General features: G+C 69.7%; 12 protein-coding genes and 1 pseudogene. 7 read left to right on the plus strand and 6 right to left on the minus strand.

Annotation, left to right across the window (positions count from 1 at the left end):
• Positions 1-211: 211 nt before the first annotated feature.
• The 3 genes from NBG84_RS34400 to NBG84_RS34410 form a co-directional block, all read right to left on the minus strand.
• Positions 212-1,912, minus strand: a complete 1,701-nt coding sequence (locus NBG84_RS34400) for a transporter (RefSeq protein ID WP_425608749.1) — start codon at positions 1,910-1,912, stop codon at positions 212-214.
• Positions 1,909-2,733 carry an ABC transporter ATP-binding protein gene (locus tag NBG84_RS34405; RefSeq protein WP_250923611.1) on the minus strand — a complete coding sequence of 275 codons (825 nt, stop codon included), beginning with the start codon at positions 2,731-2,733 and terminating at the stop codon, positions 1,909-1,911. Before NBG84_RS34405 ends, NBG84_RS34400 begins: the two co-directional genes overlap by 4 nt.
• A gap of 84 nt (positions 2,734-2,817) precedes the next feature.
• Positions 2,818-3,483 carry a bifunctional DNA primase/polymerase gene (locus NBG84_RS34410; protein ID WP_250923612.1) on the minus strand — a complete coding sequence of 222 codons (666 nt, stop codon included), beginning with the start codon at positions 3,481-3,483 and terminating at the stop codon, positions 2,818-2,820.
• Positions 3,484-3,804: 321 nt separating this feature from the next.
• Between NBG84_RS34410 and NBG84_RS34415 the strand changes: the two genes are divergently transcribed.
• The 4 genes from NBG84_RS34415 to purU all read left to right on the plus strand — a co-directional run bounded on the left by NBG84_RS34415 (position 3,805) and on the right by purU (position 9,070).
• Positions 3,805-5,187: an NsdA family TPR-like regulatory protein gene (locus NBG84_RS34415; protein WP_250923613.1), complete on the plus strand. Its 1,383-nt coding sequence runs from the start codon at positions 3,805-3,807 to the stop codon at positions 5,185-5,187.
• Between the two features lie 702 nt (positions 5,188-5,889).
• Positions 5,890-7,143, plus strand: a complete 1,254-nt coding sequence (locus NBG84_RS34420) for a hypothetical protein (RefSeq protein WP_308312148.1) — start codon at positions 5,890-5,892, stop codon at positions 7,141-7,143.
• Between the two features lie 583 nt (positions 7,144-7,726).
• The gene (locus NBG84_RS34425) at positions 7,727-8,173 is read left to right on the plus strand and encodes an SCO4402 family protein (protein WP_425608756.1); all 447 of its coding nucleotides are present in this window, start codon (positions 7,727-7,729) and stop codon (positions 8,171-8,173) included.
• A 45-nt stretch (positions 8,174-8,218) separates the two neighbouring features.
• Complete coding sequence (gene purU, locus NBG84_RS34430; RefSeq protein WP_250923616.1) at positions 8,219-9,070, plus strand: formyltetrahydrofolate deformylase; 852 nt, start codon at positions 8,219-8,221, stop codon at positions 9,068-9,070.
• Positions 9,071-9,243: 173 nt separating this feature from the next.
• Here purU and NBG84_RS34435 read toward each other — a convergent pair whose 3' ends face one another.
• Positions 9,244-10,602, minus strand: a complete 1,359-nt coding sequence (locus tag NBG84_RS34435; protein ID WP_250923617.1) for a zf-HC2 domain-containing protein — start codon at positions 10,600-10,602, stop codon at positions 9,244-9,246.
• A gap of 65 nt (positions 10,603-10,667) precedes the next feature.
• Positions 10,668-11,246 (minus strand): sigma-70 family RNA polymerase sigma factor, encoded by a 579-nt coding sequence (locus NBG84_RS34440; protein ID WP_250923618.1) that lies wholly within the window; start codon positions 11,244-11,246, stop codon positions 10,668-10,670.
• Positions 11,247-11,611: 365 nt separating this feature from the next.
• Between NBG84_RS34440 and NBG84_RS34445 the strand changes: the two are divergent.
• From NBG84_RS34445 to NBG84_RS34455, 3 genes and pseudogenes are all read left to right on the plus strand, one after another.
• A pseudogene (locus tag NBG84_RS34445) lies at positions 11,612-11,983 on the plus strand (STAS domain-containing protein); the annotation flags it as partial.
• A gap of 183 nt (positions 11,984-12,166) precedes the next feature.
• Positions 12,167-12,682, plus strand: coding sequence for an EF-hand domain-containing protein (locus NBG84_RS34450; RefSeq protein ID WP_250923619.1), 516 nt, complete (start codon positions 12,167-12,169; stop codon positions 12,680-12,682).
• Between the two features lie 966 nt (positions 12,683-13,648).
• Positions 13,649-14,107: an ATP-binding protein gene (locus NBG84_RS34455; RefSeq protein WP_250923620.1), complete on the plus strand. Its 459-nt coding sequence runs from the start codon at positions 13,649-13,651 to the stop codon at positions 14,105-14,107.
• A gap of 185 nt (positions 14,108-14,292) precedes the next feature.
• Here NBG84_RS34455 and NBG84_RS34460 read toward each other — a convergent pair whose 3' ends face one another.
• On the minus strand, positions 14,293-15,276 hold the full coding sequence (locus NBG84_RS34460) for a GlxA family transcriptional regulator (protein WP_250923621.1): 984 nt from the start codon (positions 15,274-15,276) through the stop codon (positions 14,293-14,295).
• Between the last annotated feature and the right edge of the window lies 1 nt (position 15,277).

Genomic DNA, 15,277 nt, shown 5'->3' on the forward strand with positions numbered 1-15,277 from the left:
ACCAGTAGGTGCCCGGCGTCGGGATGGCCCCGGGGGATGGTCCTGGGGTGGGGGAGGGCCGGAGCCTCGGCGTGGGATACGGCCCCGCCTCGGGGACTCCTCCGGTCGGCCTGAGGCCCGTCCCCGAGCGCGGGTTCCGCGGCGGAAAGGGCCCGTGGTCGAGCGGTTCGCTCGACCACGGGCCCTGGACTGGTCCTCGTACGCGAGGGGGTCAGCCCTTGCTGACCGCTGTCAGGATCTCCGGCAGCCGACTGGCCATCCCCGGCGCAGCCAGCCGGACCCCTGCCCAGCCGATCAACAGCCCGTAGGTGGCACCGGCTGGCAGCAGCAGCCAGAGGTCCCCGTGCCGGTCCGTCGTGTGGAGCCAGATCGTCGCGACGATCATCGGAGCGCAGAGCACCGCCGCGACCAGCATTCCGCCGAAGATCGAGATCCAGGCGATGCCCCCCTGCCCGGGCGCGGCGTTCTTGTACGCGCTGTCCTGCGGGATCGAGTAGGGGAAGCGAACCGAGGCCACCGCGCCCGTGGCCAGCAAGGCGCCCAGGATGGCGATGGAGAGCCCCAGCGCCGAGGGCAGCGTCTCCCAGTCGTCCAGGACCGCCGCCACGACCACGGTGACCAGGACGGTGTACGGAAGGGTGACCACCAGCAGGGCCAGCGCCCGCGCCCAGAGCTCCGCGTAGGCGTCCTTGGCGGTGGAGATGGTCTGCGCCACCATCCAGAAGGCCGAGGTGTCCTGCCCGAACTGGTTGTACATCTGGACGCCCAGCATCCCCGCCGCGAAACAGGCGAGATAGACCGACCCGGTGCCTTGCAGCGCATTGAGCAGCGGCACGATCAGACCGATCGCAAGCGCCGACACCCAGGCCATCTTGGTCTTGGGGTCCCGCCACACATAGCGCAGGCTGCGCTGCATCACCGCGCCCGTACGGCTCTCGGGCAGCAGTCGGTGCATTCCGGCCGACGCGCCCTCGCGTGACGAGGTCGAGGCCGCCGCCAGGGTGGAACCGTCGGGTGTGGTCATCAGGGCGTTCAGGCTGCGCGCCCAGGACCAGAGCAGGGCGTGGAGCGCCGCGACGCTCAGGGCGAGCTGGGCGAGGGCGACACCGTAGGAACCATCGCTGGCGGAGTCGATCGCGCCGATCGCCGAAGCGGGCGGGACCCACCGTACGACGTCGGCCACCGGCTCCAGCGCCGACAGTCCGCCCGCGTTGCTCAGGCTCTGGGCGCCGAAGTTCACCAGTTGGAGGCCGATGGCGATCACCAGTCCGCTGAGCACGGCGAGATCGCGGCCCCTGCGTGAGGTCAGCAGCCGGATGTTGCCGGCCGCGACGGCTCGGGCCAGGGCCACACACACCAGCAGGGCCAGCGGTAGCGCGATCACCGAGAGCGCGAGGGCGAAGCCGCCGTGTGCGAGCGCGAGAACCGCGCCGAGCACCAGACAGAGCGAGAACAGTGGACCGATGCCCACCATCGACGCGGTGAGCAGGGCGAAGACCAGGGGGCGCGGGCGCAGCGGCAGCATCACCAGCCGGGTCGGGTCCAGGGTCTCGTCACCGCTGGGGAAGAACAGCGGCATCACCGCCCAGCCGAGCGCCAGCACCGCCGTCAGCAGCACGGCCACCGTCATGGCGTGCTCGTTGCCCCGGAGCAGCACCAGTCCCAGGAGCTGGCCGGTCGCGATCAGTAGGGCGAAGACCAGCGAGATGACGAAGACGGTGGTGCGCGCCGAGGACTGACGCAGTCCATTGCGCAGCAGCGACAGCTTGAGCCGTACGAAGATGCCGGCCAGCCGTCGAGCACTCACCTCGGCCGTAGGCCGTCCACCGCCGGTGGACTCGGAGGGGGCGGTCAGCGCCGACTGCGGGGGGATGGCCGCTTCTGGCGACGGTGGGTTCTGTGCCCCGCTCACCGCGCACCGCCCCCGCCGAGCCAGTCCAGGGACTCCCCGGTGTCCCGGTTGTTCGCTCCGACCAGTTCCAAGAACGCGTGCTGAAGGCTCGGCGCGCCGCCGCGTACGTCGGCGAGCGGGCCCTGGGCCCGGATCTGGCCCGCGGCCATCACCGCGACCCAGTCGCAGAGCGACTCCACGAGTTCCATCACATGGCTGGAGAAGACGACGGTCGCCCCGGAGGCCGTGTACCGCTCAAGGACCGCGCGGATGGTCTGGGCGGAGACGGGGTCGACGCCCTCGAACGGCTCGTCGAGGAAGAGCACTTCGGGGTTGTGCAGCAGGGCCGCGGCCAGACCGATCTTCTTACGCATGCCGGTGGAGTAGTCGACGACCAGTTTGTGCTGGGCGCCGGCCAGATCGAGTACGTCCAGGAGCTGGGTGGCCCGCTTGTCCACCTCTGCCCCGGGGAGACCGCGTAGCCGCCCGCTGTAGGCCAACAGCTCCCGCCCGGACAGTCGTTCGAAGAGCCGTAGCCCCTCCGGCAGCACGCCGATCCTCGCCTTGACGGCGATGGGGTCGCGCCAGACATCGTGTCCCGCGACCTCGATGCGCCCCTGGTCGGGGCGGAGCAGCCCGGTGATCATCGAGAGTGTGGTGGTCTTTCCGGCGCCGTTGGGCCCGACCAGTCCGATGAACTTCCCTGCGGGCAGCGTGAGATCGATGCCGGATACGGCGATCTGCTGCCCGAACCGCTTCCACAGGCCCTCGACGCGAACAGCGGACGGTGCTGTGTGTGCTCCGTCCGCCTCCACGGCTCCCATCGCCCGGTCGTCCGGCATGGTGCCCGCCTTTCGGTGTCCCGTTTCTTCTACGCGTCGTATTTATGTTCGCGTCCGTACGGGTCCACCTTATGTAAGCGTCAGCTAAGCCCCACGGGTGCGGGCGGCAACGGCCTCCCGTCCGCAGGCATAGGCCAGCGGACTGATCAGCTCTTCCGCATCCGGCAGCCAGCGGTTCGCGGGCGTGGGGCGACGGGCCCACTGCACCGCGCCCTGTGCGCCGACCCGAGTCGGCGGTGCCGCCACGTAGTGGCCCTCGCCCCGGCCGATCAGGTCGATGGACGTCGGTGCCCAGCCGAGACCGCGTACCAGGTCGGGCACCTTCTGCGCGCCGCCCGGCAGGACGAAGAAGAGCATCCGGCGGTCGGGGGTGCACGTCACCGGGCCGAGCGGCAGGTCCATCCGCTCCAGCCTGGCCAGCGCCAAGAAGCCGGCCGACTCGGGAAGGTCGAGGGCGTCGAAGGTGCGGCCGGTGGGGAGCAGGATCGAAGCCTTGGGGTTCATGCCCCACATCCGGCGCGCGGCGGTCGCGCTTCCCGTGGCCTGGCTCGCCCAGTCCGGGCGAGCCGCGTGCGCCCCGGGCGCCGCGCAATCGGACTGTTCGCAGGAGCAGCGCACTCTGCCGTCGTCCGACTCCAGCCAGGTACCGGGAAACACGTCCCAGTGCCGCTCTTCCGCGTATCGCACGGCATGGTCCAGCAGCTGTTCACCTCTCTGCTGGGGGATCTGTACGGCCTCTGCAACTCCCATGGTCTCTTCCACGCACCACTCAACTTCCGCTGTCACCTAGGGTTACGGGCGTCCTACGGGACGCCCAAGATCATGATCCCGCATACGGGGCGCATGGATGCACGGACGGGGGCGCGCGTGCGGACCGGCCACCGGGGCGGGTACCCACTGATACATAGGGGGGCGACACGCCGTCTCTGGCCGCGCCAGAAGCATAGTCGGCGTCTTCCGGAAATCCGCCGGGACTTCTGGAAAAAACAGACCAAGCCGCGGAAGTCTGCATTCTCCGTAAATCAGCCGGGCAGTGATCCCTCTGTGGATCGTGGCCTCAGGGGGTTACTCATGGCAGCCAGGCCTCTCGTCGCCCGACAGCCGAACGAACGGCTGCAGGCGCTCATTCAGGAAGCCGGGTGTTCCAACGCCGGGCTCGCTCGCCGCGTCAACATGGTCGGCGCGGAGCGCGGACTCGACCTTCGCTACGACAAGACATCAGTCGCCCGCTGGCTGCGGGGACAGCAGCCGCGCGGACGTGCACCCGGCGTCATCGCCGAGGCACTTGGGCGCAAACTGGGACGTACGGTCACGATCGATGAGATCGGTATGGCCAATGGGAAGAACCTCGCATCCGGAGTCGGCTTACAGTTCTCGCCGACCGTCCTCGGTGCTATCGAGCAGGTATGCGAACTGTGGCGCAGCGATGTGGGCCGCCGTGACTTCCTCTCCGGGGCCACGGTGGCGGCTTCCGCACTCGTGGAGCCGAGCCGCGACTGGCTGATCACCGGGGCGGACAGCCAAGTGGCGCGTACCGCGGGCGCTCGCGTCGGCCCATCGGACGTCGAAGCGGTACGCGCGATGACGCTCGCCCTCACCGAACTCGACCACCGCTTCGGCAGCGGACATGTCCGCCCGGTCGTCGTTCACTACCTCAACTCCGTTGTCTCCGGCTTACTTTCGGGCTCCTACCGGGACGCGGTCGGCCGGGAGTTGTTCGGCGCGGTCGCCCGACTGACCGAACTCGCCGGCTATATGGCAGTGGACACCGGCCAACCCGGGCTGGCCCAGCGGTACTACATCCAGGCACTACGTCTGGCGCAGGCCGCTGGGGACCGTGGATACGGCGGCTATGTCCTGGCCGCTTCCATGAGCCATCTCGCGGCCCAGTTGGGCAATCCGCGCGAGATCGCCCAACTGGCGCGCGCCGCCCAGGAAGGCGCTCGCGGGCGGGTGACTCCACGGGCCGAGGCGATGTTCCTCGCCGCCGAGGCGCGCGGGCACGCGCTGCTGGGTGACGCGCACACCTGCCATACGGTGGCGGGCAGGGCCCTCGCCGCTCTGGAGCGAGCCGAACCGGAGGATGGGGACGACCCTGGTTGGATCTCCCATTTCGACCGCGCCTATCTGGCAGACGAACTCGCCCACTGCTACCGGGATTTGGGTCAAGCGGAGGCTGCCGAGCACCATGCCGCGCAGTCCCTTGAGGGCCATCCGGAGTCTCGGGCGCGGCGCCGGGCCATCGGTCTTGTCCTCCTGGCGACGGCCCAGGTGCAGCAGCGTGAGGTGGAGCAGGCCTGCCATACGGGCACCCAGGCGGTGGAACTGCTGGGGCAGTTGCGCTCCACTCGGGGCGCGGAGTATCTGGAAGATCTCCAGTTGCGGTTGCAGCCGTACGAGGACGAGCCGGCGGTCCGGGAGTTCGGGGCGCGATTGGAGTTGCAGGCGGCCTAGCGAAGGCTTCGTCTCGGCTGGGGCCGACAGGGCTGGTGGGGTCAATGAGACAGGTGGGGTAGGCGCTGCGGGCTGTGGGCGACGCCGCACCCAGGCGCGATGGGCCTGGGTGGGGCGGGTCCGGTTGTGACTGCGGTCACAGCCCGCTGGTCCTCAGGTGGCTTATGCAGGGTCGTTGCCCCGCTGCCGCACATGTGTGCGCAGGGCACCTGAGGGCACCCGGTAGCGTGACCCGACGGTTCCGTAGGCCCACAGGTAGGAGTCCTGGTGACACACAGCGGACAGGGTGAAGAGCGACATCCTGATACCCAGCCCGCGAGGGAAGGTGTCGTCCTGCCCGCCGACGGCTCCGGCCCTTGGACACCTGGGGAGACGGACGGCCGGACGGCCCCAGCGAGCGGGCAGCCCTGGGGAGAGCCCTGGGGTCCGCAGTATCAGCAGCCCCCCGCGCCGCAGTACCAAGCACCGGCCCGATCAGCCGAGTTGCCCCCGACACCGCGGTCGGGTGCCGAAGCGGAACATGGGCCGGGCGTCGGCGCGACCTCCTACGGGGGGCCAAGCGGCGGGGCTCCGTATGGAACGCGGTCCCAGCCGCTGCCGGACGAAGTGCCGCCCGGCGCCCTGCCCTATGGGGCGCCACCCGCCCAGCCGGCCTACCCGCACACTCCGAACGCCTTCGACGCGACGCAGTACATTCCGCCGGTGCAGCCCGCGGCCGGTGCGCCCGGTAGCGCGGACGCGACCGCGTATCTCCCGCCGGTGCAGCCGGCCCCGCAGGGCGCCGTAGCGCACTCCGGAGCGGGCGCCGGGGCTCCCGGTAGCTCGGATGCGACGCAGTACATTCCGCCGGTGCCCGCTGGGTCTTCGGGCGGTATGGACGCGACGCGGATGATCCCGCCGGTGCAGCCCGCGGCCGGTGCGCCCGGTAGCTCGGACGCGACCGCGTATCTCCCGCCGGTGCAGTCGGCCCCGCAGGGCGCCGACGCGACCGCCTACCTTCCGCCCGTCGCACCCGGCGCCCTTCCGCCGGAGGGTTTCGCGGCCCCGCAGGGTCCGGCGAACTCCGTGGGGCCCCAGGAGCCGGCCACCCAGTACCCGCCGCCCATCCCGGACGCTCCCACCAGCGCGCCCTACGGCATCCGGCCCGGTGCGCCAGGTGACCGCCCGCCGCCCGCCGAGTTCGACAACCTCTTCCGTACCAGCGCGGCCGTGGGTGCTGCCCAGCAACCGCCCCGGGCCCAAGGAGTGCCGCCCCAGACACCACCGCCGCCGAGCCGTCGTCGTCAGGGCGGCTCGGGGCCCCGCAGGGGCTCATCGTTCCCGGTGCCCGTGGTGGCCATCGCCGTGATCGTCGGCTGCGCGGTGCTGGGGCTCGGAGCGAGTGCGCTGATATTCGGCGGTGAAGACGACGGCAAGCCCGATCCCGGACCCGGTACGAACGCGGCTGCCACCTCGCCCACTCCGAGCACGGCCAACTCCCCGAAGGCCGCCGCCGCCGACCCCGCGGAACGTCAGGCCAAGGCGCTCGACACCCTGCTCGCCGACAGCAATGACAGTCGTGCCGTGGTGATCCAGTCGGTGGCCAACATCCGGGAGTGCAAGAACCTGGACCAGGCGGCCACCGATCTGCGCGGCGCGGCCGACCAGCGGCGCGGTCTGGTGGATCGGCTGCAGAAGCTCACGGTTGACCGGCTGCCGAAGCACGGCGAGTTGACCCAGTCGCTCACCAGCGCCTGGAAGGCGTCCGCCGCCGCGGACGATCACTACGCGGCCTGGGCGCAGCAGGTCAAGGGCAAGAACGGGTGCCGAGACGGTCAGGCGCGCGGCAGCAAGAGGGCGGGCCAGGGCAATCGGGCCAGCGGTGAGGCGACCAAGGCCAAGAAGGAGGCGGCCGGGCTCTGGAACCCGATCGCGGCTCGCCACGGCCTGACCGAACGCCGTAGCGAACAACTCTGATCACGGGCTGCTCTGGCTGCTCTGAGGATCCGGCCGCTCTGGTCATGGACAAGGCCGTGACCGGTCTCTGGCGCTGGACGGCCGCGTAGCTGCTGCTGGCCGCCCGCGGGGTGCGGCCCACCTCTACGGAGTCGGCTCACCGCCCCACCAGCAGTCGCCTCAGCGCCGTCTGAAGGCCGTTCTCCGGTTCGGCGGTCCGGGGAAGCCACGGCCGTCGACGGCGTCCTCCCGCATCCCTCAGGCATCCGCTCGTGCATCCGGTGCGGCGGGGGTGCGGGCCCGCCCGTGGCCACCCGTACCCGTACACCGCGATCGAGCGCGTGAGTGCGAGCTCCGGGGCGGCCGATGGGGGCCGTGCGGGAGGCGGAGAGGCGAGGGCATCGCCTACCGGTCATCAGCCGTCGGGTTTCCGCCATTCGGAGAACGACGGGACCGGGGCGCAAGAGGGCCGATGACGGTCAGGTGAGGGGCTGGGGAGGGGCTGGGGAGGGCGTGTGCGGCTCGAATGCCGGGGGACCGTACGATCGAGGGTGTGCAGCAAGGTTCGGTCCCCCCTTCCCGTCGCGGCCGTCGCTCCTCCACCATGGGCGGTATGCCGCTCAATGACATGCCCTGGTGGCGCTGGCGTACCAATGTGCGCTCGGCGCTGCATATGCTCTCGGACCCCGTCTTCCACCGGGAGGCCTGGCTGATAGGCCAGGAGGGGTACGGCGATGTGACCGATGCCGTCTACCGGCTCGTCGAAGACACCTGGCTCGACAACTGGTCCGCCGACAAATACATCGGCACGATCTTCCGTGATGCGAATGAAGCCGCGCTGGTCGATGCCGCCGTGTTGCGGGTGCTTCGGGTGATGCACCAGGTTGGTGCGGATGCCCATGTGTCCGCGTATATGGAGCACCACGGCTGGCCGGAAGCCGTGCACGCCTGCCGTGAGGCTCATGTGCAGCTGGCGACCAACGACGGTGATGAGCCGGATGTGCCGCCGCGGTCACTGGATGTGCTGCGGATCATGACTCGTTCCGCTTAACGGACGGAATCCGGTGTCGGGCCGTCGGTATGGCACCCTACGAGGATGACCGACCAGTACGTCCTGACGCTCTCCTGCCCGGACAAAAAGGGCATTGTGCATGCCGTGTCGAGCTATCTCTTCATCACTGGCTGCAATATCGAGGACAGCCAGCAGTTCGGGGACCAGGACACGGGTCTGTTCTTCATGCGGGTCCACTTCTCCGCCGAGGCCCCGGTGACCGTGGAGAAACTGCGCGCCAGCTTTGCCGCCGTCGGCGACTCCTTCCAGATGGACTGGCAGATCCATCTCGCCGATGAGCCGATGCGGATCATCCTCATGGTGAGCAAATTCGGCCACTGCCTCAATGATCTCCTCTTCCGGGCCCGGATCGGCGCCCTACCGGTCGAGATCGCGGCCGTGGTCTCCAACCACGATGAGTTCGCCGAGCTGGTCGGCTCGTACGGCATCCCCTTCCAGCACATTCCGGTCACCAAGGAGAACAAGGCGGAGGCCGAGGCCCAGCTGCTGGAGCTGGTGCGGACGGAGAACGTCGAACTGGTGGTGCTCGCCCGCTATATGCAGGTGCTCTCGGATGATCTCTGCAAGCAGCTCAACGGCCGGATCATCAACATTCACCACTCCTTCCTGCCGAGCTTCAAGGGCGCCAAGCCCTACCACCAGGCGCATGCGCGGGGAGTGAAGCTGATCGGTGCGACGGCCCACTATGTGACCGCCGACCTCGATGAGGGCCCGATCATCGAGCAGGAGGTCGAGCGGGTGGGCCATGGGGTGACCCCGGAGCAGCTGGTGGCGGTGGGCCGGGACGTGGAGTGCCAGGCGCTGGCCCGGGCCGTGAAGTGGCACGCCGAGCACCGGATTCTGTTGAACGGCCGTCGTACGGTCGTCTTCGCCTGAGCCGTACGATCATCACCGGCTCGGCCGCGGGGGACCGCGACTCAGGGCGGTGGTCAAGGGCCGGCTTCGGACGGGGCGCCATACGCCCGGCCCGGCTCAGTGGTCCGCGCGGCTCCCGGGTGTGGCTGCAGGGCGGGCCTGGCGGCCGGGGAGGGATCGCCTGACGTCCACCGTCAGAGCCTGCCCAGCGACGCGGCGGCGAACAGGACCTCGTTGATCGCCTCGCGGTCGCCGTCCTGACCGGCCGCTGCCTCCTTCGGCGACACATGGCCGGCGACCAGTTTGCAGAATTCCACTCCATCCAGAGCCACTTGCGCCACCGAGTGATCGGGTGAACCCACGGCGGCGGGCGAGTCGAGCGCGATGTACCAGTCGCCACCGCCCGCACCCTCCACCTCCAGGTGCAGCGAACGGCCCGGAGATCCCGCCGCAACCAGATGCTTCGCCGGCGAGGCCAGACCGTGTCGGCGCCGGTTCGCCAGCACCGCGGGTAGCTGTCGAGCCGCGAGGTCGATCATCTGGCGGAGATGGGACCCGCGCGGTGGCGCGTAGGGATAGGCCACCGCGCCCGCGATGTCATCGGCGTGCAACCAGCACTCGAAGGCGCGGTCCAGGAGGGAGTCGCGGAGCGGGAGCGAGAACTCCCCGTAGGAGACCGAGAGCTCAGAGACCCCGCGGCCCGCGAAGGAAACGGTACGGACCAGGGCGTGGCTCTGGTCCCGCCAGGGGCCGTGCACCTCGTCCGTGGCCAGTTGGGACTCGGCCCGCCAGAATCTCTCGGTGCGCTCGGTGGGAGAGATCGGCGCGTTCGGCCCGAGTGGATCATCGAGGCCCAAGGCCATGGCCACCAACCCGTCGACCGTCAGCAGATGGCCGATCACTCCGGCCACCGTCGTCTTGCGCTGAGCGGGGTCGATGCCGTCGAACCACCTGAGTCGTACCGGTGCGTTCCACTCGGACTCGCCGAAATCCCTGAGCAGGGCGTCGAGTCGCGCGGCCTCCGCGTCGTAGGGGGTGGCCCAATCCGGTACCGGAATGCGAGCGGGTCTACGGCCGAGGCAGTTCTCCAGCACCCGAAATCGCAGCAGTGGATCGAGATCGAGGTCACGGCCGGGGTGCAGCAGACCGACGGCGTCCCGCAACCGCAGCGCTTCCTCCGCACAGGGAGCGCACTCGCCGAGGTGGTCCTCGACGGCCGCGGTCTCATCCGGGGAACAGGCCGCCAGCGCCCAGGCACCGAGAAGGGATTTCAGGACGCTGTGGGACGGGGTCCCGGCGCCGCTGCCAGGTACTGGGGACATATCGGCCTCGGGCGGGATGGTGGCTCGGTCGGTGTGCTCGGGTGGCTCGGGACGCTCCGGCCGCGCGTGGGGGTCGGGAGGTTCTAATGCTTCGGGATGGCCCATGGGGCCAGCGGGCTCGGGCTGCCCGGGGTCCGGCCCAGGAGCCTGGGGTGGAGGTGTTCGACGCGGGTGCCGAGGCAGCGGATCGAGGTCGTCCGCGGCCCGCCGAGGGGCCGGGATGCGCGGCATGCCCTGTATTCCCTCCCGGTCCTGGGAACCCCCGGGCTCTCCCGGCCCCTCGCCGTGCGGGCCGTTCACAGCGAACGCCCGTAACCGGGCGGGGACGAGCCCTCCAACGGCCGGGTGTGCGCGGAGGACAGGAGTTGCAGCCCCAGCCGCAGCCGGCGCCGCGCTTCGTCCTCGGTCACTCCGAGGTCGGCCGCGGTCTGGCGGTAGTCGCGCCGCTGGAAGTACGCCAGTTCCAGCGCGGCGCGCAGCGGCGCGGGCATGGAACTGACGATGTAGTCGGCGCGGGCGGCGGCGGCCGCTCGGCGCACCTTCTGCTCCAGCTCATCGGCCGAGCTCTCGCCCGTGGCTATGGCCGCCGCCTCGGCCAGCCGCAGGCGGTGCAGGGCCTGGCTGTTGGTGAGTTTGGCCACCCAGGAGCGCAGGGAGCCCTGCTTGGGATCGTAGGCATCCGGATTCTCCCAGATGTAGCCGAAGACTTCACGGGTCACCAGATCAGCGGCGCCCTCGTCGTTGAGCACACGATGGGCCAACATATGCACGAGCGAGGCGAACTTGTCGTACAGCTCGCCCAGTGCCGCGGCCTCCCCACGGGCCAGCCGCTGCTGCATCTTGCGGTCCCAGCGCAGTGGTGTGTCCTTTGCCATACGGCCCCCAAAGCCTTCCCCTGTGCTCTGCTCCTGTGCCGGCCAGCGTCGGTGGAAACGCACGGTCGCCGCTCGACGGCCGGTGTCGTCCCCTTTCGAATGTAATGCGGGTGTCCCTGGAGCACGCCGCTTTGCCCCAAGTGCGCCCCTAAGAGAGGGGCGAGGTGGTAAAGAGCCTCCGGTCCTGCGAGAAACCTGCCACCCGTGAAGGGTTTTATGCCTGGCTGACGGGGAAGGCGGGCCAGAAGCGCGGATTCTGTATCGGGTTCCGTATCGGCTCCGCGCCGCGTTTCGTATCGAGGCCCGTTGCAAGTCCCCATAGCGGGTCCGACCGGGCACCAGGGCGCAGGCGGAGGTTGCTGGCAGTGACGCTGAAGGTGGACGAGGCCCGTCGAGGTGGATGGTCCGTGCTGCGCATCAGCGGCGAGTTGGATCTGGGCTCCTCGCACATGGTCCGTCAGCAGGTGCATGAGGCGGTGGCCGCGGGCCGTCGGCATGTGGTGCTGGACCTCTCGGAAGTGCGGTTCTGCGACTCCAGCGGCGTCGGGGTGCTGATCGCCGCTCGTCGGCTGCTGCACTCGTGCGGGGGCAGACTGCGGCTGGTGCTGCCGGTGCGCGGCCCGGTGGGCTCCGTTGAGCCCTCGCATGTGCATCGGGTGCTCGGCGCGCTGGGTGTGCGTCGGCTCTTCGATGTCCATGAGTCGACGCTGTCGGCGACGTCCCCGCCCGTGAAGCCGGCGGCCAAGACGCTGCCGGCCGGCGCTACGGGGGCCACGACGCCTTCCGCATCCAGTGGCGAAGCGGAGCCCCTCTCCGCCTGAGCTGGGAACTGAGCGGGGAGCGGCGCGCTCGAATATGAGCTCCGGTTAATTTGACGGGTACTTGCACCCTTCCGCCTTTCGGGGCCGTACTCTCCCCGCATGGACAGCGCAGAGTACGAGCGCAAGATCGCGTCTCGTTTCGCCGCCTTCGATCAGGACGGCAACGGCTTTATCGACCGCGAGGACTTCAGCGGGGCAGCCGCCAGGCTCCTCGCCGAGTTCTCCACGACCCCACGCTCCGACAAGGGCCAGGCCCTCTACAACGGCGCGGAGGCCTTCTGGCAGGGCATGGCGGGCATCGCTGACGTCGATGGCGACCAGCGGGTGAGCCGCCAGGAGTTCATCACCGGCGCGGTGAAGCGGCTGCGGGACAACCCGCAGCGCTTCGCGGAGATCGCCCGCCCGTTCCTCCGGGCGGTGATCACGGTCGCCGACGAGGATGGGGACGGAGTGACGCGCTCGGCGGCCGAGCGGGTGCTGAAGGTGCTGGGCGTGGACGCTTCCCTGGCGGAGGAGGTGGTGCGGGGGCTGGACTCCGACGGCGACGGCCGGATCACCGAGGAGGAGATCCTCTCCGCCTTCGCGGGCTACTACGTGACCCCAGAGCACCCCTGACCTCGGGGTAGGGCCTGAGGGTCAGCCGTACCGGCTCAGTGTCGCCTGGGCCGGTGCGGATCATCGACGCACATCGAAGGCGAACGCCTTCGCCGCCGGGTACGCGCCCGAACCGCTGCCGCGGCCAGGACTTGAGGGCCTTCCAGGCACCTCGTCCCGGGACCGCGCGGCCACGCGGCCACGCCTGAGCGGTTCTGGGAACCCGGTAGGGGGCGGCCCCTGCGTGCAGAGGCCCGAGTTTTCCCCCTCTCTCCCATCACGCCACGCCCGGCGGACCCTCCCCGCCGTCAAGCGTAGGGATGCCCGGCAGCTCATACGGACGGAGTTGGCGTCCTTCGGCGGTCCTGCCGCGGCGGGTTCCGCAGAGATGGCGACAACTGGCCGGGGCCGGGCCGCTGACGGTTCACGCCGCTCTCCGCGATGTCCGCGACCGCCTCCAACCGAACCGAAACCGGGGTTCACCCGCGGCCCGCGGCCCCGGCTGCTGCTGGAACGTGCCTGGGTAGGGGCTTGGACGCCACAGAAGTACAGGATTCAGGAGACGCGTGAGGCGGATCAACGGGGTGGCATGTACGCGATGAAGTGGTGACCGGTTGCGTACGAGGAGGATGACGGTCAGTGGTGCCATCGTGGCTTGGGTGACACTGCGTTGATATCGGGTTGTGTCCTTAGGCCTCCCGACACGGCCCATGAGGAGGGCTTGCCTCCGGTACGCTCCGTGAGATGCGAGTCGGATCGATTCTCCTGGACCACCAGGCCGCGAGCGTCTGTTCGACTCCCCGCAACGTGCGTCGCACAGTGTCCAGTACGGGTACTCCTTCCCGCTGGAATATGCCCGAAGCGCTTGTTGCGGTGACTGTACGTCAACCATGCTGTCTCGCAAGGGAGTCACTTTCAGTGACCTGGTCGAGGTCGATGACCCAGTCGAGGCGCGAGGCGTGTCCGCCGGTTCGGATGGTGTGAGCGGTGCAGGTGCTCCAGGTTCAGTTGGAGGTCGGACCAGATCCCGCGGAGGTGGGACGAGCGCGGAGATGGGCCAGGTCGCGGCTCGTGGGCTCCGGGATAGGGGCCGATGAGCCGCTGGCCGACACCTTGATCCTGTTGATTTCCGAGCTGGTCACCAATGCGGTGGTCCATACGGGCTGTCCCGCCGTGCTGCGGATGCTCTTTGGCGCCGGAGTGGCCGAGGCCGGGACCGTAAGGGTCGAAGTGGCCGACAACTGCGCCAGACCGCCCCGACCACGTCATGCCGAAGGTGATGACACCAACGGGCGTGGACTGGAACTGGTGGACGGGCTCGCGGATCGATGGGGCTGGAAGCCGGAGGGCTCCGGCAAATCCATCTGGTGCGAGGTCGACCGAGGGGTGCCGGAAGTCGCCTACGGGCGCGTGGTCGCCCGTAGGCTCGCCACGGCTCGGAGATAGCGCCTGGTTGTGCTGGCAGGTTGCCCCCGTCGGTACTGCTCGACGGGGGCGGCCCAGCACGTCATGGTGGGACTTCGGCGCACTGGATGTCCCGCAGGCGCTGGGGTGCGGCACCGGGTGGCCAAGGGCCGATGCCCAAGTCCTGGCTCGGCGGCCATCCGCGACCTACCGCGGTGCGCCGGGCTTCAGCAGGGTGAGCCGTGTGTGCGAAACGTACGGCGATAGACGGTCGGCGCCACACCCAGCGCCGACTGGAAGTGCTGCCGCAGCGATTGGGCCGTACCGAAGCCGCAGTCCCGTGCGACCAGGTCCACCGAGCGGTCGGTTGACTCCAGCAGCTGACGGGCGCGCTCCACTCGCTGCTGGGTGAGCCACTGGCCGGGGCTGACCCCCATCTCGGCCCGGAAGCGGCGGGTGAAGGTGCGTACGCTCATCAACTCCCGCTCCGCCAGGTCCCGCAGCTGAACCGGCTCGTGCAACCGCTCCAGTGCCCAGTCGCGGGCGGCTGAGGTGGTGGCCGTCTGGATCTCGGGTACGGGTCGAAGCACATACTGCGCCTGCCCGCCGTACCGATGCGGTGGTACCACGCTGCGGCGGGCCGTGTCATTGGCCACGGCTGAGCCATGGTCCCGCCGGACGAGATGGACGCAGAGATCGATACCGGCGGCCACCCCCGCCGAGGTCAGCACATCGCCGTCGTCCACGTACAGCACATCGGGGTCCACCTTCACGGCGGGAAAGAGCTGCTGGAACCGGTCCGTCCAGGCCCAGTGGGTGGTGGCGGGTCTGCCGTCGAGGAGGCCGGCGGCAGCGAGGAAGAAGCTGCCGGTGCAGATCGACGCGATACGGGCGCCGGGGCGAATGCGGGCGAAGAGCGCCGCGAGGTCGTCCGGGAGCCGGCCCTCACCGAAGAGGGTCGAGGGCTCATAGGCGGCGGGGACGATCACGGTGTCGGCGGTTTCCAACGCTTCCGGGCCCGTGGCCACATGGAGGTCGAAATCGGCCTGGGTGGGGACCCTGCCGGGGACGGGGGTGCAGGTGGTGACCTCGTAGAGCGTTTCACCGGTGGTGGAGAAGGCACGGCCGAATATTCGGTGCGGGATGCTCAGTTCGAACGGTATGGCCAACGGAAGCGCGAGGACGACCACGCGATGCGGTTTGAGTGCCATC

It is taken from the genome of Streptomyces albipurpureus, from assembly GCF_023701525.1.
Lineage (GTDB): Bacteria > Actinomycetota > Actinomycetes > Streptomycetales > Streptomycetaceae > Streptomyces > Streptomyces albipurpureus.